The organism is Streptomyces sp. NPDC102270, from assembly GCF_044766405.1.
GTDB lineage: Bacteria > Actinomycetota > Actinomycetes > Streptomycetales > Streptomycetaceae > Streptomyces.
Genome location: NZ_JBIWLX010000010.1, coordinates 174,997 through 194,464, shown reverse-complemented (window position 1 = coordinate 194,464; position 19,468 = coordinate 174,997). Strand labels below are relative to the sequence as shown.

The 19,468-nt window shown below is 69.7% G+C and carries 21 protein-coding genes and 1 pseudogene; 11 read left to right on the top strand and 11 right to left on the bottom strand.

The genetic code is table 11. The features are described 5' to 3' along the window. Positions 1 to 85: 85 nt before the first annotated feature. Positions 86 to 1,225, bottom strand: coding sequence for a PucR family transcriptional regulator (locus tag ACIRP7_RS22590; protein WP_403662304.1), 1,140 nt, complete (start codon positions 1,223 to 1,225; stop codon positions 86 to 88). 87 nt (positions 1,226 to 1,312) lie between these two features. Here ACIRP7_RS22590 and ACIRP7_RS22585 point away from each other — a divergent pair, with 87 nt between their 5' ends. Both ACIRP7_RS22585 and ACIRP7_RS22580 read left to right on the top strand, forming a co-directional pair. Continuing rightward, positions 1,313 to 2,368 carry a ferredoxin reductase gene (locus ACIRP7_RS22585; protein ID WP_403662301.1) on the top strand — a complete coding sequence of 352 codons (1,056 nt, stop codon included), beginning with the start codon at positions 1,313 to 1,315 and terminating at the stop codon, positions 2,366 to 2,368. Between the two features lie 7 nt (positions 2,369 to 2,375). Further along, a complete protein-coding gene (locus tag ACIRP7_RS22580) occupies positions 2,376 to 3,494 on the top strand; it encodes a fatty acid desaturase family protein (RefSeq protein ID WP_403662298.1) in 1,119 nt (372 codons plus the stop codon). 454 nt (positions 3,495 to 3,948) lie between these two features. Here ACIRP7_RS22580 and ACIRP7_RS22575 read toward each other — a convergent pair whose 3' ends face one another. Then, positions 3,949 to 5,295, bottom strand: coding sequence for an aldehyde dehydrogenase family protein (locus ACIRP7_RS22575; RefSeq protein WP_403662295.1), 1,347 nt, complete (start codon positions 5,293 to 5,295; stop codon positions 3,949 to 3,951). A gap of 173 nt (positions 5,296 to 5,468) precedes the next feature. Between ACIRP7_RS22575 and ACIRP7_RS22570 the strand changes: the two genes are divergently transcribed. Further along, complete coding sequence (locus tag ACIRP7_RS22570; protein WP_403662292.1) at positions 5,469 to 6,389, top strand: helix-turn-helix domain-containing protein; 921 nt, start codon at positions 5,469 to 5,471, stop codon at positions 6,387 to 6,389. A 1,112-nt stretch (positions 6,390 to 7,501) separates the two neighbouring features. On the opposite strand, the gene ACIRP7_RS22565 is transcribed toward ACIRP7_RS22570, so the two are convergent. Then, the gene (locus tag ACIRP7_RS22565) at positions 7,502 to 7,933 is read right to left on the bottom strand and encodes an ATP-binding protein (RefSeq protein ID WP_403662289.1); all 432 of its coding nucleotides are present in this window, start codon (positions 7,931 to 7,933) and stop codon (positions 7,502 to 7,504) included. Between the two features lie 316 nt (positions 7,934 to 8,249). Between ACIRP7_RS22565 and ACIRP7_RS22560 the strand changes: the two genes are divergently transcribed. Continuing rightward, positions 8,250 to 8,549: a helix-turn-helix domain-containing protein gene (locus tag ACIRP7_RS22560; protein ID WP_403662286.1), complete on the top strand. Its 300-nt coding sequence runs from the start codon at positions 8,250 to 8,252 to the stop codon at positions 8,547 to 8,549. A gap of 4 nt (positions 8,550 to 8,553) precedes the next feature. On the opposite strand, the gene ACIRP7_RS22555 is transcribed toward ACIRP7_RS22560, so the two are convergent. From ACIRP7_RS22555 to ACIRP7_RS22535, 5 genes are all read right to left on the bottom strand, one after another. Then, positions 8,554 to 9,570, bottom strand: a complete 1,017-nt coding sequence (locus ACIRP7_RS22555) for an SMP-30/gluconolactonase/LRE family protein (RefSeq protein ID WP_403662283.1) — start codon at positions 9,568 to 9,570, stop codon at positions 8,554 to 8,556. Then, a complete protein-coding gene (locus ACIRP7_RS22550) occupies positions 9,567 to 9,710 on the bottom strand; it encodes a hypothetical protein (protein WP_403662280.1) in 144 nt (47 codons plus the stop codon). The genes ACIRP7_RS22555 and ACIRP7_RS22550 overlap by 4 nt, the downstream gene beginning before the upstream one ends. Then, positions 9,707 to 10,219 carry an alpha/beta fold hydrolase gene (locus tag ACIRP7_RS22545; RefSeq protein WP_403662277.1) on the bottom strand — a complete coding sequence of 171 codons (513 nt, stop codon included), beginning with the start codon at positions 10,217 to 10,219 and terminating at the stop codon, positions 9,707 to 9,709. Before ACIRP7_RS22545 ends, ACIRP7_RS22550 begins: the two co-directional genes overlap by 4 nt. A gap of 45 nt (positions 10,220 to 10,264) precedes the next feature. Next, positions 10,265 to 10,834: a nuclear transport factor 2 family protein gene (locus tag ACIRP7_RS22540; protein WP_403662274.1), complete on the bottom strand. Its 570-nt coding sequence runs from the start codon at positions 10,832 to 10,834 to the stop codon at positions 10,265 to 10,267. 115 nt (positions 10,835 to 10,949) lie between these two features. Further along, on the bottom strand, positions 10,950 to 12,023 hold the full coding sequence (locus ACIRP7_RS22535; protein WP_403662271.1) for a medium chain dehydrogenase/reductase family protein: 1,074 nt from the start codon (positions 12,021 to 12,023) through the stop codon (positions 10,950 to 10,952). Positions 12,024 to 12,172: 149 nt separating this feature from the next. On the opposite strand from ACIRP7_RS22535, the gene ACIRP7_RS22530 reads away from it, so the two are divergent. Further along, positions 12,173 to 12,874, top strand: coding sequence for a TetR/AcrR family transcriptional regulator (locus tag ACIRP7_RS22530; protein ID WP_403662268.1), 702 nt, complete (start codon positions 12,173 to 12,175; stop codon positions 12,872 to 12,874). Positions 12,875 to 12,961: 87 nt separating this feature from the next. Here ACIRP7_RS22530 and ACIRP7_RS22525 read toward each other — a convergent pair whose 3' ends face one another. Next, a complete protein-coding gene (locus ACIRP7_RS22525) occupies positions 12,962 to 13,297 on the bottom strand; it encodes a hypothetical protein (RefSeq protein WP_403662265.1) in 336 nt (111 codons plus the stop codon). 411 nt (positions 13,298 to 13,708) lie between these two features. Between ACIRP7_RS22525 and ACIRP7_RS22520 the strand changes: the two are divergent. Next, positions 13,709 to 14,366 (top strand): annotated as a pseudogene (locus ACIRP7_RS22520) (alcohol dehydrogenase catalytic domain-containing protein); the annotation flags it as partial. Between the two features lie 136 nt (positions 14,367 to 14,502). Continuing rightward, positions 14,503 to 15,411, top strand: coding sequence for an alpha/beta fold hydrolase (locus tag ACIRP7_RS22515; protein WP_403662706.1), 909 nt, complete (start codon positions 14,503 to 14,505; stop codon positions 15,409 to 15,411). A gap of 114 nt (positions 15,412 to 15,525) precedes the next feature. On the opposite strand, the gene ACIRP7_RS22510 is transcribed toward ACIRP7_RS22515, so the two are convergent. Beyond that, complete coding sequence (locus ACIRP7_RS22510; RefSeq protein WP_403662262.1) at positions 15,526 to 15,903, bottom strand: toxin Doc; 378 nt, start codon at positions 15,901 to 15,903, stop codon at positions 15,526 to 15,528. Then, a complete protein-coding gene (locus ACIRP7_RS22505) occupies positions 15,903 to 16,142 on the bottom strand; it encodes a hypothetical protein (RefSeq protein ID WP_403662259.1) in 240 nt (79 codons plus the stop codon). Before ACIRP7_RS22505 ends, ACIRP7_RS22510 begins: the two co-directional genes overlap by 1 nt. Before the next feature lie 242 nt (positions 16,143 to 16,384). On the opposite strand from ACIRP7_RS22505, the gene ACIRP7_RS22500 reads away from it, so the two are divergent. The 4 genes from ACIRP7_RS22500 (at position 16,385) to ACIRP7_RS22485 (ending at position 19,415) form a co-directional block, all read left to right on the top strand. After that, positions 16,385 to 16,669 (top strand): polyprenyl synthetase, encoded by a 285-nt coding sequence (locus ACIRP7_RS22500; protein WP_403662256.1) that lies wholly within the window; start codon positions 16,385 to 16,387, stop codon positions 16,667 to 16,669. Continuing rightward, complete coding sequence (locus ACIRP7_RS22495; protein ID WP_403662253.1) at positions 16,659 to 17,714, top strand: polyprenyl synthetase family protein; 1,056 nt, start codon at positions 16,659 to 16,661, stop codon at positions 17,712 to 17,714. The genes ACIRP7_RS22500 and ACIRP7_RS22495 overlap by 11 nt, the downstream gene beginning before the upstream one ends. 93 nt (positions 17,715 to 17,807) lie before the next feature. Next, positions 17,808 to 18,965 carry an oxygenase MpaB family protein gene (locus ACIRP7_RS22490; RefSeq protein WP_403662250.1) on the top strand — a complete coding sequence of 386 codons (1,158 nt, stop codon included), beginning with the start codon at positions 17,808 to 17,810 and terminating at the stop codon, positions 18,963 to 18,965. Between the two features lie 165 nt (positions 18,966 to 19,130). Beyond that, complete coding sequence (locus ACIRP7_RS22485; RefSeq protein ID WP_403662247.1) at positions 19,131 to 19,415, top strand: hypothetical protein; 285 nt, start codon at positions 19,131 to 19,133, stop codon at positions 19,413 to 19,415. The last annotated feature ends 53 nt before the right edge of the window (positions 19,416 to 19,468 follow it).

Below are 19,468 nucleotides of genomic sequence, written 5' to 3'. Positions count from 1 at the left end.
ACCATCCCTCGCCCCGTGTGTCAGGCCCACGGCTCCGAGGCCCTGGGCCGCTCGCGGACGCGGTCGTGGACCGTCGGCGTACGCGTCAGCTGACCCGAAGACCGACCGCCAGCGTCAGTTCAAGAACGCGGTGCGGCGATGCGAGATCCGGAAACAGCTCCCGCACCTGCGCCATCCGGTACCGGACTGTCTGGGGATGGATGAACAACGCCGCCGCCACCTCGTCCCGCCTGCCCTGGTGCAGCAGCCACGCCCGCAACGTCTCCTCCAGCCGCCGTGCGGTCGCGTCAGGCAGGGTCCGCAACGGTGCGAGGGCTCGGGCACGCAGGTCTGCGAACGCGTCCCCGTCGGCGCTGAGCACCAGCTCGGGCAGGTGGTCCTCGGTGTCGCGAATGTCGGAGGAGAGCAAGCGCGCGCGTACGACTCGGGCGTACGAGGCGGACGCGCGAGTCCATGGCCGGGGCGGGCCGACCACGGCGGTGCGGTCGGTCAGCTGCCGCAGGAGATGCGATCGGTCGGCATCGGGGACGAGCAGCACACCGGTGGCGTCCGGCAGATCGTCGAGGACGAGGGTGCTCGGGTCGAGCGCGCGGTAGGCAGGGCGGGCCTGGGCGGCGGGCAGCAGGACCGCGGTCAGCGAAACCGGAGGCTGCCACCCGGCCCGTTGAGCGGATGCCAGCAGCACGTCCGGGCTCGCGCCGGCGAGGAGATCGCGGGCCAGGTGTTCCAGGTGGCGTTCTTGGTCCCTGCCGCGGGCGGCCAGTTCGTCGGCGTGTCCCGCGGCGCTCGCGGCGGAGAGCTCGTCGATGTAGGCGAAGGTCAGCTCGGCGAACTTGGCCACCTCGGCGGCGGGCAGGCCTGCCGGTACGGCGCCCGCCGCCAGGCATCGCCAGGCCACGCGGGCGCCGACGCGGTAGGCGCTGAGCAGGGCGTCCATCGAACGGCCGTCCCGCACCTCGCCGCGGCCCAGCTCGTATGCCGCGTCACCGGCGTCCACGCCTTTGGTCTTTCCGCTCGCGAGGTCCAGGTAGTGGCCCAGGGCGGTGCGGACGGCTCGGCGGATGGTGCCGCCCATGCTGCCCGAGAGGGCGTTGGCGTAGGGGGGGACCTCGTCGATGATCGCCTGGACGACTTCGTCGGCGGTGGTCTTCAGCGCCGCCCGAAGTGCGGTGACCGTCGTCTCATCCAGGGCCAGTTCGCTGGCCCTCTGGATTGCATGGCTCACGTTTCTATTCCCTGCGAACAATTCAACCAGCCAGATTTACGTCCTACGGTCAGGACTTTACGCCCTGAGGCGCAGCAAGCTGGAGTCATGACGAGTACAGCCCTCCGCAGCAGGGCTTGGAAACTGCTGGAGATGGTCACGACGCCGCTATTGCCGTCGGACTACCTCGACCTGGTCAGCCCGCTGCGCGCGGGCGCTGACCTGCGTGGGCGCATCGAGGCCGTGCACCCCGAGACCGATGACGCCGCGACTGTCGTGATCAGGCCGGGGCGGGGCTGGCGCGGCCACACGGCCGGTCAGTACGTACGGATCGGGGTCGACGTCGACGGGGTGCGCCTGTGGCGTGCCTACTCCATCACCTCGCCGACGAACCGCCCGGACGGCCGCGTCACGATCACCGTGAAGGCGATCCCGGACGGCAAGGTCAGCAACCACCTGGTCCGTAGAGCGAAACCGGGCACGCTGATCCAGCTCGACCAGGCGACCGGTGACTTCGTGCTGCCGCAGGCCAGGCCCGCCAAGGTGCTCTACCTGACGGCCGGCAGCGGCATCACGCCCGTGATGGGAATGCTGCGTGACACCGAGTTCGACGACGTCGTCATGGTCCACTGCGCGCCGCAGCCGCAGGACGTGATCTTCCGCAACGAACTGCACGACCTGGTCGCGGACAAGAAGCTGCGGCTCACCGAGGTGCACAGCGACACAGACGGCCAGCTCGACATCGCCCGTCTCGCCGAACTCGTGCCCGACTGGGCCGAGCGCGAGACCTGGGCCTGCGGGCCCACGGGCCTGCTCGACGCCGCCGAGAAGCACTGGAGCGAGCACGGCGTCCCGGAGCGCCTGCACATCGAACGCTTCCGCCCCAGCATCGTCGTCGCCGGCGACGGCGGCGAGGTCACGTTCAGCACCACGGGCAAGACCGTCGACGCGGACGGCGCCACGCCGTTGCTGGACGTCGGCGAGGAGGCCGGCGTGCTCATGCCGTCCGGGTGCCGCATGGGCATCTGCTTCGGCTGCGTCACGCCGCTCAAGGCGGGCGCCGTCCGAGACCTGCGCACCGGCGAGATCACCGAGGCCGAGCCGGGCGTCCTCATCCAGACCTGTGTGTCCGCCGCGGCGGGCCCTTGCGACATCGACCGGTAGGAGCACCTTGACCGCCATCGACCCCACCGCCCACCTGACCGCAGAGCAGATCGAGGAGCTGGGCCGGGAACTGGACGCGATCCGCGACGAGGTGATCGCCGGCCGCGGCGAGAAGGATGCCGCCTACATCCGCAAGGTCATCTCCGCCCAGCGCAAGCTCGAGCTGGTCAGCAGGGGCGTACTGCTGTTCTCGATCTTCCCGCCCGCGTGGCTGCTCGGCACCGCCGGGCTGTCCGTGGCGAAGATCATGGACAACATGGAGATCGGCCACAACATCCTGCACGGCCAGTGGGACTGGATGCGGGATCCGAAGATCCACTCCACCACCTGGGACTGGGATCACGTCTCGCCGGCCGAGCAGTGGAAGCACTCGCACAACGAGCTCCACCACACGTACACCAACGTGATCGGCAAGGACAACGACCTCGGCTACGGCATCATGCGCGTCGACGAGGACCAGAAGTGGCACCCGATCCACCTCGGCCAGCCGCTGTGGAACTTCCTCAACGCCTGCTTCTTCGAGTACGGCATCGCGGCGTACGACCTGGAGCTCGGCAAGAACCTGGACAAGCGCCGCCGCAAGGACCCGGAGTTCCGCGCGCGGGCCAGGGCCGTGGGCCGCAAGATCCGCAAGCAGGTGCTCAAGGACTACGTGATCCACCCGCTGCTGTCGGGCCCGTCGTTCCTCCCCACGCTCGCCGCCACGTTCACGGCGAACCTGGTCCGCAACATCTGGTCCCACTCGGTGATCATGTGCGGGCACTTCCCCGAGGGCGTGCAGGTCTTCGAGCGCCGGTCGATCAAGGGCGAGACGCGCGGCCAGTGGTACCTGCGCCAGATGATGGGCTCGGCGAACATCAGCGGCAGCAAGGCCATGCACTTCATGACCGGCAACCTGTCGCACCAGATCGAGCACCACCTGTTCCCGGACCTGCCGAGCAACCGGTATGCCGAGGTCGCGGTGAAGGTGCGCGCGCTGTTCGAGAAGTACGAGCTCGACTACGTCACCGGCCCGCTGCCCAAGCAGGTGTTCTCCGCGTGGCACAAGGTCTTCCGGCTCTCGCTGCCGAACAAGAAGCCCAAGGTCGAAACCCCGGACCGCGAGCGGGAGCTCGTCGCCGCCTGATTCTCGGTATCGGTTCAGATCTCTCGGCGGTACCAGCCGTGCCGACGGTACTGCCGGGTTGGGTGAGATGCCTTGCGGACGGTGGGCGGCCGGGCCCGTCCCATAGCAGCGCAGCCGGACACTGCCGGAATTGATGCTCGCCGCCCCTGTGTCTGTCCGTTGTCCACTGCGGGAATGGCTCAGGGCTTTCCGGCGTGAAGGGCCCTGGACCAGTAGTGGCATCGGTTGGGGAGCCTTTACACAACGACGACGACACCAGGTACCCGGGGGGGGGTACCCGCCAACAGAAAGTCGCAAAATCGGCGACGCCCCCGTTCCCAGCGTTCGGGCTGGACGGTATTCGGCTTCCGGCGGTGGCGGGAACAGCGATCTCAGCGCTCCTCACGCTCACCGGCCTGAGGCACTTCCGTCGGCCGATCGCCCCTCGGACAGCCTGCTCCACGAAAGCGCGAGGCTAGCTGAGCGGCACGTCCGCGACGGCCTTGAGGTGGCTGAACGTCTCCAGGGAGTAGCGGCCGTGGTAGCGGCCCATGCCGCTTTCGCCGACGCCACCGAAGGGCAGTCCCGGCATGAGCAGCTGCATCACCGGCTGGCCCCAGGCGACGCCGCCGGAGGAAGTCTCCTTCACCAGGCGCGACTTGGTGGCCTCCGACGTGGTGAAGGCGTACAGCGCGAGGGGCTTGTCGCGTTCGTTGATGAAGGCGATGGCGGCATCGAGGTCTTCGACTTCGACGACGGCGAGGATCGGGCCGAAGATCTCCTCCTGCATGACCGGTGACGCGGGGTCGAGATCGGTGAGCACGGTCGGTGCGATGTACAGGTCGTCGCGGTCGTGCCGGCCTCCCACCGCCACCTGGCCGGAGTCCAGCAGGCGGGTGAGCCGGTCGAAGTGCCGCTCGTTGATGATCCGGCCGAAGCCGGCCGAAGTCTGCGGAGTGGTCCCGAACTGGGCGTCGATCGCCGCGCGTAGGGCGGGAACCAGTGCGGCGGCGGTGGCAGGATCAGTCAGCACGTAGTCGGGGGCGATGCACTGCTGGCCCGCGTTGCCGAACTTGGCGCCGACCAGCCGCTGCGCGGTCTCGTCGACGTCGGCATCAGGCGCCACGAAGACCGGCGACTTGCCCCCGAGTTCGAGGGTGACCGGGGTGAGGTTCTTGGCTGCCGCGGCCATGACGATCCGGCCGACCGTGCCGTTACCGGTGTAGAAGATGTGGTCGAAACGCTGTGCCAGCAGAGCCGTGGTCTCCTCGGCGCCGCCCTCGACCACGGTGAGCACGTCGGCGTCGAAGTACTGGCGCAGCAGGCGGGAAGCCACCGCCGAGGTGTGCACGGACATCTCGCTCGGCTTGGCCACCACGGTGTTGCCGGCGGCCAGGGCGCCGATGATGGGGTCGATGAGAAGGTGCAGCGGGAAGTTCCACGGGGCGATCACCAGGACGACGCCGAGCGGATCGTACGTGGTGTAGGCCGTGGTCGTGGGGCCGAAGTGGGCGGGAACCTCCACCGGGCGGGGCTCAAGCCAGCTCTCGAGGTTCGCCAGTGCCTCGTCGATGTCGGCGACGGTGAAGTCGATCTCCTGCATTTTCGCCTCGGCGGCGTTCTTCCTCAGATCCGCCCAGAGGGCGTCGAGCAGCTCCTGCTCGTTCTCCACCAGCAGGGCCCGCAGCCGCTGCAGCTGGTCGACGCGCCAGTCCAGTGGGCGGGTGACACCGGTGTTGAACGTCGTACGAAGGCGGCCCACCACCTCCGCAACCGTCTCGCTCTGGTGCGTCCTCGACTCGATCCCCTGTGTTGCGCTCATGGGATGTACTCCGTTCTTGATCCAGGCCACGCCCCGGCCGTCTTCCAGCCGGGCACAGTGGCCAGCGTGCTGGACGATCCGGCATCCACCCAGGTCACGGCACTGCGTATGCCCGCAATGCCTACCACTGGTTGGGTCAGGAAGGTGTGCGTGCGACCGTGGATACTCGAGGCATGGACGAATACCCCGAACCGGTGCACGAGCCCGCCGTCGGCGCTCTGGACCCGCGTGCCGAGCTCAGTGAGTTCCTGCGCACCCGACGCGCCCGGCTGAGGCCGGAGGACGTGGGGCTGCCGGACTACGGGCGGTACCGGCGGGTACCGGGGCTGCGCCGCGAGGAGCTGGCGCAGCTGGCCGGGGTGTCGGTGGCGTACTACACGCGGCTGGAACAGGGCAACGGGCGGCACGTGTCGGCGGAGGTCCTCGACGCCATCGCCCGCGCGCTCAGGTTGAGCGACGCCGAGCACGCCCACCTCACGCACCTGGCGAAGCCGAAGCAGAAGAAGAAGCCGGCCGGCCGCGCCCAGCAGGTGCGGGGCCCCCTGCGGACGCTGCTGGACACCATGGACGGTGTTCCGGCAATCCTCGTGGGGCGGCGCTCGGACATCCTCGTCTGGAACCGGATGGCCGCGGCGGTCTTCGGCGACTGGGCCGAGCTGCCGGCGAGGGAGCAGAACTGGGCGCGGCTGGTGTTCCTGCGTCCCGAGTACCGCGACCTGTTCGTGGACTGGGAGCACAAAGCGAGCGACGTCGTCTCTCAGCTGCGCATGGACGCCGGCTCCCATCCGGACGACCCCCGGCTGTCCGCGCTGGTGGGCGAACTCTCCGTGAAGAGCGAGGAGTTCAGGCGGCTGTGGGCCACCCACGACGTCAAGGAGAGGTGTCACGGTATCCAGCGCCTGCACCACCCGCTCGTCGGCGAACTCGATCTCCGCCTCGAGTCGTTCCACCAGGCCGACGCCCACGAGCAGATGCTGGTGACCTACCACGCCGAACCGAACTCCCCGTCGGCGGAGGCTCTGCGACTGCTGGCCAGCTGGGGCGCGGATGCAACCCGGGCGGGAACGGGCACGTCGTCGGCACGCACAGCTTGATGAACTTCCTTGATCATCGGTAGTTGGCTGCGCGCCACGCCCAGCGTCCTTTCGCAGGCCCGACGCCTCAGGCGATGATCCCTCCGGGGACGGCGGGCGCCAACCGGTGATCACATGACGCTCGACGACAGTCCGTGGACAGCTCAACAGCGCATAGCCGAAGTGGGACGGGTGGCGGGCCCTGGTCTCCGTCGACACGGGCCGAGTAGTGCTGCGCTCACGGCCGGCACGAGCCTGGCGGCTTGGTTCCCGGAGATCGAATCCGGGAGCAGCCGGCTGCCCGACGCGACGGCACTGAACGGCGAGCTGGTGGGCGGTGCTGCGGGAGCGGGGTCGGCCGGCGTTCGAGCGGATGCAGCAGCAGCTCGCCCGGCGCGAGGCAGCTTCCGTTCAGGCGGCGCGGGCTGCTCCTGGCGGGGGCTGCGGCTGCCGGCGGCGGACGCCACCTGCTGGGACGTGGCCGACAGCCCGGCCAGTGAGGCCGCCTTCGACCGTCCGGGAAACAGCCGCGGCCACGACGAGGCCGGCCTTCCCCACGTGCGGATGGCCTGTCTGATCGAGCCGGGCACCCACCTCGTGCCGGATGCGGAGTTGGCCGGCTGCCGCACCGGCGAAGTCGCCCTGGTCAGCCGTCTGCCACGCTCGTACCGGCTCAGCGGTCGGGCCTTACGGGCCGGGAGTTCCTTGGCGTGCCACTGTGGAGGGTCTTCACCGACAGCGGGGCCGATCTGTTGTGGCAGGTGGCCGCCAAGATCCTGCCTCTCGCGCATCCAGCGCGCTGCCTTCTCTCGGGAACGCTGGGAGGCGGAGGCTGTCTTCGCCGAGCTCAAGACCCATCAACGCCGAGCACAGGTCGTGCTCACCGGCTGGATCGCCCGACGGCGTCCTGTGGCACATCCGGGCCCACCTGCTGGTCCACACGCGCTGCGCGAGCTGGTGGTGAGAACCGCGGCCACCCGGGGCCTGGACGCCGACCGGGTCTCCTACACCGAAATTCTCCGCTCCATCCGGCGGGCAAGCTGTCCAACTACCGGCTGAAACAGGCCGAACACCACACCTGGCCCCCAACCCACCTGGGCCTGTCCTCCAAGCGGGCTTCACCTGAGCAGAACTCAACTGCGGCTGTCCTCAAGGCCGGTGGCGGCAGCGGGGTCGGCGGGGCGGAAGCATGCCGTCACCGTCTTGCCGTGCCGTTGGCACCTCGTCCCCCACGCATCGGCAAGCTTGCTCACGATGGACACCCCGCGGCCGGAGACCGCGCCCGCTTCCGGTTCGCGCTGCCGCGGCAGCGAAGGGTCCTCGTCGTGAACGCTCACCTGCAGACACTCACCGTCCCAGGTGAGGACCAGGTGAGCGTCGCTGTGCGCGTGGACGTGCGCATTGGTGATCAGCTCGGACACCGCCAGCACGATGGCGTCCACCGTGTCCGGTTCGGCAGCGGTCCAAGGCAGCGACTCAAGACGGCTGCGCGTCCACTCCCGGCCGACACGCACTCCTTCGGACATGGGGAACGAGTGCGCCCACCCCATCGCCTTCACCGCCACTGTCCGACTTCCTCTCCTAGGCCCACGAACCGTCGTGCACGCATCGTGTACCCGGCCCTCGTGTCAACAGGCATGACGACGCCGTTTGTCGTCACTCTGATGATCGACGCGCCAACGCCGCGCTGCTCGACCTGATGTACGTCCTCCAGCACGCGCGGAGGTGTCGGAGACACTGCGCGCGGCCGAGCAGCGCTTCGGTGAGCAGGTCGTTGACATGATCGGTGGGGGTAGCGCCGGGCGAAGCACGGGGAGGGGCCGTGGCAGCGCCTCGCCTTGCGGGCCTTGACCACCCTGCGCGGCGGCGAGAGTGCGCGCGGTGCTCGACCGGTCCCTGGGGACCGGAGCCATCGAACTCGCCGATGTGGCCCGGGTGACGGCCGTACACCCGCGGACGCTGCTGCGGCAGCTCGCTGCGGAAGGGCAGTCGTACGCCTCCCTCCTCGACGGTGTCCGGCGGGCCCGGGCGCGGCTCTACCTCACGACGACGGACAGGCCGCTCGCCCAGGTCAGCGGCCTCGTCGGCTTCGCCGAGCAGGCGGTGCTCACCCGGTATGCCCGGCGGTGGTGGGGCCGGAATTCGAGCGCCCTGCGCCCTGAGACGCGGGCAGGGCGCTGAGCCGTCAGCGGGACAGCGCGGGTAGGGCGAGCACGGCGATGTCGTCCTCGTGCAGGCTGCCGACCACGACGGTGCCCTGGTGTTCGGCGACGCTGGTCACGAAGCCGTACGAACCGTCGTCGGTGCGGAGGTCGTGGACGCGGCGGCCGTCGAGGTCGAAGGCCATCACCCAGGCGACCGGGGTGGGCTTGGGGCGTACGGCCTCCGGCAGGTTCCAGAGCAGGAGGCGCAGGAACCCCGGCAGCGGCAGCAGCTTGTCCAGCAGGGTGTTGCGGGGCGCGGCGACGGAGACCCACACGAGGCCGTCGCTGCCCAGGCTCATGTTGTCGGGCAGTCCCGGGAGGTTCTCGGCGAAGGGTTCGACGGTGCCGGCCTTCGGGCCGGTGAGCCAGTAGCGGCTCACCCGGTACCCGGCGGTCTCGGCCACGAGCAGGTGCGAGGCGTCCGGGGCGAGGACGAGGCCGTTGGCGAACTTCAGGTCATCGCGCAGGACGGTGACGTTGCCGTCGGGGTCGCGGCGGACGAGCAGGCCGCTGCAGGAGTGCTCGATGATGTCGCCCAGATAGTGCTCCAGGTCCCAGCGGCGGGTGGAGACCGTGAACCAGACGGTCCCGTCCGGGCCTTCGACGACGTTGCTGGCGAAGGTGAGCGGTCGACCGGCGACCGTGTCGACGAGGACCTGCACCGATCCGTCGGCGGACAGGCGCAGCAGTCCGCGGTCGTGGTCGCAGACCAGGACACTGCCGTCGGCGGACGGTTCGAGCCCCAGCGGGCGGCCTCCGGTGCGGCCCACGACCGTCCGGGCGCCGGTGGCGAGGTCGAGGCGTACGACGCTGCCGTCCCCGAGACCGGCGAGCAGACGACCCTGCCCGTCGAAGATCACATCCTCCGGGCCGTGATCACCGGTCGCGACCCGGCGGGCGACGGCGAAGCGTGCCGTGACGCGTGTGCGGCCGGCATCTGCCGGGGCCGGGGGTGGCGTCCAGCGACGGGGCGAGATCAGACGGCGGTTCAGGTTCATGGCTTGTTCCTCACCTGGGCGTCGGCACATTCGGTCGGCATCCGTACGGCCGAGGCGGTGCTGCGCCGGCAGCGCAGCTCCAGCAGGACGACCGCGACGCCGAAGAAACGGAACTGTTTGTTCGTGGTCTGCCGGCTCACATACCGCCGGCAGACCTGCTGGGCGATGACGGCGACGCGGAACAGGCCGAAGCGCGTCCGCGCTCGGCATGAAAGTAGTACTGGTACCAGTCACGGCCATCATCAAGCGGCGGCGTCGGCTGGGAGGATGCGGCGATGTCCTGGATGGAGTAGCCGCCGAGAGCGACTACTCCCCCCAAGAGATCGGGGCGGAGGGCCGTCGCGACGCACGCCGCGCGGCCACCCCAGTCGTACCCGACGAGAATCGGCGCCTCGAGTTCGAGTGTCTCCACCAGGTGGCCCGAGCGCGGCGTCGACTCGGAGACGAAGCGGGTTGCTCCGAATCCCCGCAGGTAGGGGGCGAGTACGCGAACTCCCGAGCCCGCGAACTCGGTCGCGACCGGCTCGAAGGAGTGTGGGTCGTAGGGGAACCCGTGCAGGAGGAGGACGGGCCAACCGTCCTCGGGCCCCGCCGTCTCGATACCGACATCCAGTGGGCCGCTGCGTACGGAGAGCCGGGTGAAGGTCATGACTCAAACGCTAGCGGTGTCAGCCGCGCGCGGGAGCATGGGCGGTCAGGCTTGGGGAGCGTGGCTGTCGGCGGAGTCCCAGTACGGCGCCCAGGTCGGGAAGGACTCGGGCAGCGGGCAGGCACCCAGCGGGTCGCTGCCGTCGTTCACGCCGGTGCCGTGTGCGGGTCTGGACAGTGCGTCGGTCAGGTACCAGCGGTGGAACTTCCGCCGCCGGAAGCACCACTCGCCGTCCACGCGCAGGTAGTCGTCCCAGTACTGCAACTCCCCCACCTCCCAGTGGCCGGTGGAGGGCCGTTCGAGCTGGTCCCGGCAGTAGACGACGCCTCTGGCGCGGTCGGCGTCGTCGAAGTCCACGATGTGGTTGGTCACCTGGTGGATCGTGGTTCTCGAGGCTCGCATGGCCTCGGTGTACCAGCGGTGCAGTGCCGCGCGGCCGGATTCGTCGCGCCCCACCCGCACGTCGGGCACGAACAGGTCCGCGACGGCGTCCATGTCCCGCGAGTCGAGCGCCAGCGCGTACCGGTAGGGGAGTTGGCGGATCTCGGCCAGCGATTCCATGCGGTCGAGTCGCTCTTCGAGCGTCGTCGGCGTCCAGGCTCCAAGTCGGCCCATGCTCGTCTCCTCACGGGTACGGCGCGCATCACCACCACAGATTACAGCTCAATAAGATAACTCATTTAAGCAATCTCTTCAGGCACTGGTTCGAGTCGCTGTCCCGGCTCCGCCGTCAGGGCCTGAGGACGACCTTGCCGGGGGTCGTGCGGGTGGACGATTCGGCCAGTTCCAGCGCCGCGGCCGCCTCGGCCAACGGGAAGCGTGCGGCGATCTGTGCGGTGAGCACGCCGTCGCGCAGCAGGTTGAGGACGTGGGTGAGGTCCGTACGGGTCCGGCCCCGGAACGCCTCGCGCTTGGCCGAGTCCGGCTTGCCGGCGCCCGCCCAGACGTCGTAGAAGCTCGCGTGCCTGCGCGTGGGCAGGTGATTCCAGAACGCCAGTTTGGCCAGCAGGGGCAGGAAGTCGAGCAGTATCGGGCGGGTACCGTCGAGCGCGGCCGCGATGCTGTAGGAGACCAGCGTGCCGGTGCGGTTGAGCAGTCGGTAGGAGAGGGTGACGCTCGCGCCGCCGAGGTGGTCGAACGCGGCGTCCACACCGTCGGGGGCCAGTGCGCGGACGCGGGCGGCCAGGTCGGGAGCGCGGTAGTCGACCGGCTCCACACCGAGGGCGCGCAGCGCCTCGTGATGACGCGGGCTCGCCGTGCCGATCACGTGGGCGCCGGCGTTCCGGGCGAGCTGGACCAGGATCGAGCCCACTCCCCCGGCGGCGCCCGTCACGAGGACGGTCTGCCCGGCCTGCACTTTCGCCTTGGCGTGGAGCATCTGGTAGGCGGTCAGACCGTTGACGATCAGCGTCTCCGCCTCGTCCGGGTCGATTCCGTCGGGCACCTCGACCAGGTCGGCGGCGGCCAGCAGTACGGCCGTGGCCCAGCCGCCGGTCTTGGTCAGCGCGGCGACCCGGCGGCCGACCAGGGCGCGGTCCACTCCGGGGCCGACGGCCTCGACGACGCCGACAAGGTCGTATCCGGGTACGAACGGGAACGCGGGCTGGCCGTAGTAGCGGCCCCGGCGCATCGCGCTCTCCGCGAAGGACACCGCGGTCGACTCGACCCGCACCAGTGCCTGGCCGGCGGCGGGTACCGGCAGCGCCCGCCGCACCAGCCGCAGGCCGGTCGGTGCGACCTTGCCCGGCAGTACCACCTCGGTGACGGTCGTGGTGGCCCCGGTGGCGGCGTTCAACTCGGCCATGGCCAACTCCTCAAACTCTGCGAATGTTCGTCGCTCTGTTAATGACCGTAACTATGTGTCTGGCCGTCAGGGCTTGTCAAGCAATGAGCTACGGGTCGTAACAGAAGCAATGACCTGTCCTGAGTTCGAAGGTCCCTTACGATGCGACTATGACTAACCCACCGCAGACCATGAGCAGGCGCGAGCGGCTTCGGGCTCAGACTCTCAAGGAGATCGAGGACACGTCGTTCGCGATCATCGACGCGGACGGCATCCATGCTCTGTCGATCGCGGCGCTGGCCCGGGGCATGGCGATGTCCGCACCGGCCGTCTACCGCTACTTTCCGTCGCGTGACGCGCTGGTGGCACACCTGGTGACGCTCTCCTACGAGCAGCTCGTGGCAGCGATCGGCCAGGCGGTGGAAGGGAGCAGGCGGGCGCCTCGCGCGCGACTGCGGCAGCTGGTCGGCGCGTACCGTGACTGGGCCCTGCGCTACCGGCGTCGCTACGGGATGCTTTTCGGTGAGCCGGCCGGGGACCTGCCTGGCGAGGTCACGGAACAGACGCCGTTGGACCAGGCGATGGCGCTGCTCATCGACCTGCTGACGGCCGTGCAGGGAAGCCCGCCGGCCGACAGCGGCAGCGGCGACCGCACGCTCGACGGGCAGTTGCGGCAGTGGGCCCGTTCCCAGCAGCGGCCGGACACGTCACCGCGCGCCGCCCGTGCCGCCCTCCTGATCTGGTCGCGGGTGCACGGGATCGTGAGCCTCGAACTCACCGGCGTTTTCGACAACAGTCCCCTGGAGGCCCAGCGGCTGATCGATTCGGAGATCGAGAACGCCGTCCGGTCACTGGAACCAGACGGCTCCTGAGGGCGCTCACGGTCCGCTCGTCGTCGTTCACGACCTGCCCTGCTGTTGCAGGGCAGGCCCGCGACTCGGCCGGCCCGGTCCGAGCACTCAGTCCTTGTCGGGCTCGCCGGCGACATCTCCGGCCCCGATCGTGTCCGCGTACTCGGACGGGTCCAGTGTGCCTTCGCGGTCGGGGCGGATACCGGCGCTTCCCCCTGGCTGACCGCCCCCGGTGCTGCCGTAACCGCCCGGGACTCCCGGAGTGACGTCCGCGTCGGCTTCTTCCCGCGTGATGTGGCGGGTGGCCCGGACGTTCGCGCGGCGTTCCGGGTACGGATAGCTGAACGGCTGGGACTCCGCCCGTTCCTCTTCTGCCTGACGGGCTTCCCGGGCGGCTTGTTCAGCCTGCTGATCGGAGTGCGGGTTTTCCCGGTTCTTCGTCATCGAGAGTTCCTTTCTGTGAGCCTTCGGTACGTTTTGTAAGCGGAAACGGCATTTCGGCGGTCGGGTCGGCGGCGTCGGGCTGGAGCATTCCGGCGGCTGCGCCGGTGGCAAGACGCATCGGCGCCCCGCGCCCTGCAGCCGCCCCCACAGCACGTCTGTCGCCGCACACCCATCCGCGGGGATCCGCCGAGTACCCATCGGTACCGTGCTTGCCGACCGGGCAGCCGTTCGGTGTCCGTGCGAGGTGGCCGGGGATCTCCCATGTGGCGTCGGCGGACGCGACGTGGGAAGAGGAAGACTCTGAAGGCGGTGCCGGAGGAAGCGGGGGCGCGTCGTAGCCGATCCCCCGCGTCACTCGGGTCGGCGGCCGGAGCGTCGAACGAGGAAGCACCGGTCAACTCGGGGGAAGGCGTCTTTGAGGTCGGCCCCGGCGTCACCAAGGACAAGGCGGTGACCGCGTGGGCGTCGGCTGCATGGTCGCCTCCTGCCGCGAGTGCGACAACTGCAAGGCGCGCCTGGAGCAGATGTGCACCAACGGCGGCATGACCCCCACGTACGACGCGATCGGCCGTGACGGCGAAGTCACCTACAGCGGTTACTCGCAGAAGGTCGTCGTCGACGAGAACTACGTCGTGCGCATCCCCGACGACCTGTCCCTCGACATGTCCGCGCCGCTGCTGTGCGCCGGCATCACCATGTACTCGCGCCCGCTATGGGCGCGGAGGTCATCGTCCTGTCGCCCTCGCTGCACAAGAAGGAAAACGGCCTGCCCCTGGGCCCGACCACTACTACGCCACCAGCGACCCGCCCACCTTCCATGAACTGGCGGGCAGCTTCGACCTCACCGTCTCCGCCGTCCTGCCTCAGCCTGCTCAAGATGCCCGGTGTGCCGGCGAACGTCGGTGTCCCCGAGGAGCCGATCGCGCTGAACCTCTGCTCGCTCATCCACGGCAACAAGATCCCCGCCGGTTCGGCGATGGGCGGCATCCCCGGCGATCAACGAGGCGTTCACCGGATGGAAGCCAACGACGTGCGGTACCGGTTCGTGATCGACAACGCCACCATCTGAGACCAGTCACGCGAGCGAGCGCCCCTGCGGATGATCGACACGGTGGGCGTATCAAGGCAGTTGTGTCCGCGGCACTCGCGGGGGCAGGAAATAGATGCCGCGGGCGGTGCACCAACGAGGGTGGGAGGTTCGGGCCTTGTTCGAGGGCTTTGAGACCAAGCGGGTTCAGGTGGATGAAGCATCGATTTTCGTTCGCTACGGCGGAGAAGGGCCGCCGGTGGTGCTGCTGCACGGCCACCCCCGGACATCTGCGACCTGGCATCGCGTCGCTCCGCTCCTGGTCCGGCGCGGTTTCGCCGTCTTCTGCCCCGATCTCCGGGGGTACGGCCGATCCACTGGACCGGCGCCTACCGCAGACCACGCGAAATACTCCAAGCGGGCCGTCGCCGGTGACGTCGTCGAGGTGATGCGTTCCCTCGGCCATGCCCGGTTCGCACTCGCCGGCCACGACCGGGGAGGCAGTGTCGCGCTGCGTCTCGCGCTCGATCATCCCGACGTGGTCTCGCGGGCGGCGCTGATCGACTGTCTGCCCCTCACCGAGCACCTGTCCCGCATCACGACCGAGTTCGCCACGCAGTGGTGGCACTGGTTCTTCTTCGCCCAGCCGGACATCCCCGAGCGGGTCATCAACGCCGATCCGGACAGCTGGTACCACGGAGATCCCCAGAGCATGGGGCAGGAGAATTACGACGAGTGGCGTTCGGCCACGAGAAACCCCGACGTGGTGCGGGCGATGCTGGAGGACTACCGGGCGGGCCTCACCATCGACCGGCGGCACGAGGAGGACGACCGCGCCGCAGGGACACGGCTCCAGTGCCCGGCACTGATCCTCTGGTCACTCCGAGACGACCTCGAGGACCTGTACGGCGACCCGGTGAAGATCTGGCGGCAGTGGGCACCGGACGTCCGCGGCCATGGCATTGATGCCGGGCACCACGTGGCCGAAGAGGCTCCAGAGGAGCTCGCGTCTTCCCTTGCAGGCTTCTTCGCCGGGCGGCATGAGCAAGCTGCAGGATCCAGATGCCGCCCAGCAGCTGGAAGTTGATGGCACCGCCTTGTCGGGGGCGTTGCGGATCCTGCAGAGCATGATCCGGTCCTTGCGCGATGACCATGGTGGCAATGCCGATGCGTAGCTCTTCGGGGGGCCGGGGTCCGCTGGTCAGATCTTCCAGGAGCGCAGCTGCTCGGCGACCTCGGGAACGCGCAGCCGGGCATCGCGCATCTTGCGCACGAGGTCGGACAGTGCGCCGTACGGCGGGTCGATGCCCTCGCCCGACTGGTCCATGTACTGGGCCGCGACGAACGCGGCGTACAGGCTGTTGCGGTGCGGGAGCGGCTCCAGGCGCACGATCGTGTGCATGAGCGCGGCCGCCCGCCACGCGGCATCGGGGTCGGCTGCCTGGAGGGTGGGCAGTTTGGTCTTGTGCCGGGCCACGGCGGCGACCAGGGCTGAGTAGTCGGCGACCGACATGTCTTCGGTGCCGAGGGCGGTCTCCTGGACGTCGAGGAGCCAGGAGACGTCGATATGGAGGTGCATCAGGCGGCCGCGGCCCCGCCGGGGCGCTCCGCGGGGGGAACCTCGTCCGGGAAGGCGTCGTCGAACTCCTCACGCAGCCGGTCGGCCCAGGCGCTCGCGCCCGCGATGAACTGCTTGCGCTGCATTTCGCGGACACCGAGGTCGTGCAGGTACTGCTTGAGGCTCTTGCCCTCGGCGGCCGCGGCCGCGCGGACCCCTTCGAGCTCTTCCTCGGTGAACGGCACGTTCAGGGATGGCATACACAGGATGGTACCTAGTTGGTACCGAGTGTGTGAACCGCCATCACAGCCGCCCTGCGAAACCGGGCGAACTGCGGTTCCGTCCGGTCCGGCCAGCAGCTCGGCGTCGCCCTCCCCCGGATCCGTACTGCCGAGCGGGGGGATCACTCGATCGTGAGTTCTTCCGCGGTCGCAGCGTGCATGCCGGGATGCTCGGAAGGGCGGTGTGCGCCCAGGGGCGGCACGGGGATGAGGGGGATGGTGTGACGCGAGAAACGGGACCGCGCGGAGGCTCGAACAGCGACAGGCAGGCACTGTTGCTGGCTGCCGGACTGGCCGATCTGGCGGTGAGCACCGTGGGTTCGGCCCTGGGGACGGTACGGGGGCTGTTGCGCCGGTCGGACGCCACCGAGCTGGCCGCGGAGGCGGAACACGAGCTCATGGCGCGTGGCCGTCTGGTGCTGGACCGGTATGCGACCGTGCCCCCGGCCCACTTGGAGATCCTCGCCCGGCGCGCCCTGACCCGGAAGGCCGCCGGTGGCGTATGAGCGGTGGGAGCCGACCGCGTTCAAGGCCCGCGTGGACGAGGTGCTGCGGGGGTTCGTGGCCCGGGAGGCCGATGAGTTCGCGGCCGTCGACCCGATGCTCGGCGCCGTGGCCCAGGGGCTGGAGGCGGCGGTCGCGGACGGCAAACGGCTGCGGGCGGCGTTCTGCTACTGGGGTTGGCGGGCGGTCGGGCAGCCGGACAGTGACGCGCTCGTGCGGGCGGCAGCCTCGATGGAGCTGGTGCATGCCGCCGCTGTCGTGCATGACGACCTCATCGACGACAGTCCGCTGCGGCACGGGCGGCCCACCACCCATGTCGCCCTGCGCGGGGCCGTAGGGGCTCGTCCGGACGCCGATGCCGCCGCCCGGTCGCTCGCGATGCTGGTGGGAGACCTGCTGATGGCGCTGGCCGGTCAGCTGTTCGCCACCAGCGGTGTGCCCGCCGCGTATCTCGTCCGGGCCCGCCCGTTGTGGGCGGTGATGGCCCGTGAGCTGATCGCCGGTGAGTGTCTGGAGATCCTGCGCACCGGTGCCGGTCCTGACACCGAGGCGGCGCTGAAGGTGATTCGGTACAAGACCGCCAAGTACACCGTCGAACAGCCCCTGCTGATCGGGGGTGCGCTGGCCGGCGCGGGCGTGCGGCTGCGCGAGGGCTACTCCGCGTACGGGCTGCCGCTGGGCGAGGCGTTCCAGCTCCGGGACGACCTGCTCGGGCTGTTCGGCGACCCCGAGCTCACCGGCAAGGCCAATGCCGACGATGTGCGCGGCCGGCGGCCCACGGCGCTGCTGGCAGAGACATGGCGGCTCGCCGACGGCGCGGAACGCGCGGTGCTGCACTCGCTGCTGGGCCGCAACGACCCGGACGGGGAGGGGCTGGACGCGGTGCGCGCGGTGATGCGCCGGCTCAAGGCGCCCGACCGCATCGAGCACATGATCGGGGCACGGGTCGAGGAGGCTCTCGGCGCCCTCCACGAACTGGATCTACCGGCGCCCGCCGCCCACGGACTGTCCGCGCTGGCCCATTCCGCGGCGGTACGCCTTTCCTGACCCTGCCATCAGGGCGGCACGGGCTCGTGGCGCCCCGGGCAGCCGACCCTCCCGGCTGTCGTGGACCCTCCAGAGGAAGACGAGGAACCTGCCATGGCCTACACCGAGGCATCACTGGACGCCCTGCGGCGGGCCGGGGACGAACTCGCCGACGCCACCGTCGCCGAGCTCTTCGCACGCGGGGAGGTGGGTACGTTCAACACCCTGATGCGTTACGTCTCCACCGCCGGCGCTCCCCTGCCGGACGGTCTGCCCGATGTCGCACGCGAGTATCTCGAAGTCACCCGCACCCCGCCGTCCTGGGTGGACTGGGCGCAGATGGAGCAAGCACGGCTCTTCTTCATCGACAACAACGTGCACATCGCCACCTCGCTGTCCTTCGCCGCCATGCCCGCCTGCTACGTCGTCCCGCACGTGGCGAAGCTGCTGTCGGCCAGTCACGGCCTGAAGTACCCGTCCAAACGGATGGCGGAGACCGGGCAGTTCACCGTCCATCTGATGCAGCCCGACGCCTTCGAGGCCGGCAGCCGCTTCATCCCCGCCGCCCAGAAGGTACGCCTCCTGCACGCCTCCATCCGCCACCACCTCGCCCGCGAGAACCACTGGGACACCGCGGTCCACGGAACGCCGATCTGCCAGGAGGACATGATCGGCGGGCAGATGTTCTTCTCCCTGCTCGTCCTGGACAGCCTGCACCGCCTCGGGATCCACATGTCGACCGAGGGCGCGGAGGCGTACTACTACGCGTGGCGCGTCGTCGGCGCCATGCTGGGCGTCGACCAGGACGCCGTACCCCTGACCCTCGACGAAGCCCGCCAGTTCCTCGACCTGTACATGGTGCGACACATGGGGCCCTCCGAGGAGGGCGCCCAGCTGACCCGCGGGTTGATCGACCTCTACGAGGAGGTGGTACCGGGCACCTTCTTCGACCCTGTCGTCTCCGCCCTCATCCGCCACCTCATCGGCGACACCTGCGCCGACTGGCTCCGTGTGCCGCACACCTCGTGGGACACCGCCGTCAAGGCCGTACCGCACCTCCTCGGCGTCCTGGAGACCATCGAGGACCGCTCGCCGCTCGGCGCCTGGGCCCTGGACCGCCTCGGCCACCTCACCACGGTCTTCGAACTGTCCTCCCTCACCCGTGGACGCGTCATGCACTACGCGATCCCCGAAACGCTCAAGAAGGACTACGGCATCACCGCCACGGCCCCCCGCACCCGCCGGTTTACCCCACCGCCCAGCACCGTCTGACACGCCGCCGCCCAGGTGGGCCCGGTGAGGCGGATGGGCCGGGGCGCACGGCTGCGAGGCCGGCAGGCGGTCCTGTCGGCTGATGGTCGTCCGCCACGCCGACACCGGCCTGGTCGTACTGCGCCCCGCCTCCCGGATCTTTCTCGGATCACAGCAGGTGACCACTTGCCATCGACCGACAACCCGCTGCCGATCGTCCGCTCCAACCTGATCAGCCCCACCCGGCAGGCGTCCACCGACGGCGTGCTGACCCTCATCGACGGCTTCGCTGCCCGCCTGGCACCCCACGACCCGTCCTCGGCCCGTCTGAAATCACTCAGCCTCCTCGGCATGATGGCCGGGACACTGCAGCTCTCCCGCGCCCTGACCGACCGGCAACTCGCCGACCGACTCCTCGAACAGGGCATCCGCAACGCCCTCGCACTTCTGGACGCCGAGCAGAACGGCTGAAGAGCCGCCGGGCGGCGGGGTTCCGTGTCCCGTCGCCCGGCCCGGTCCGGCGC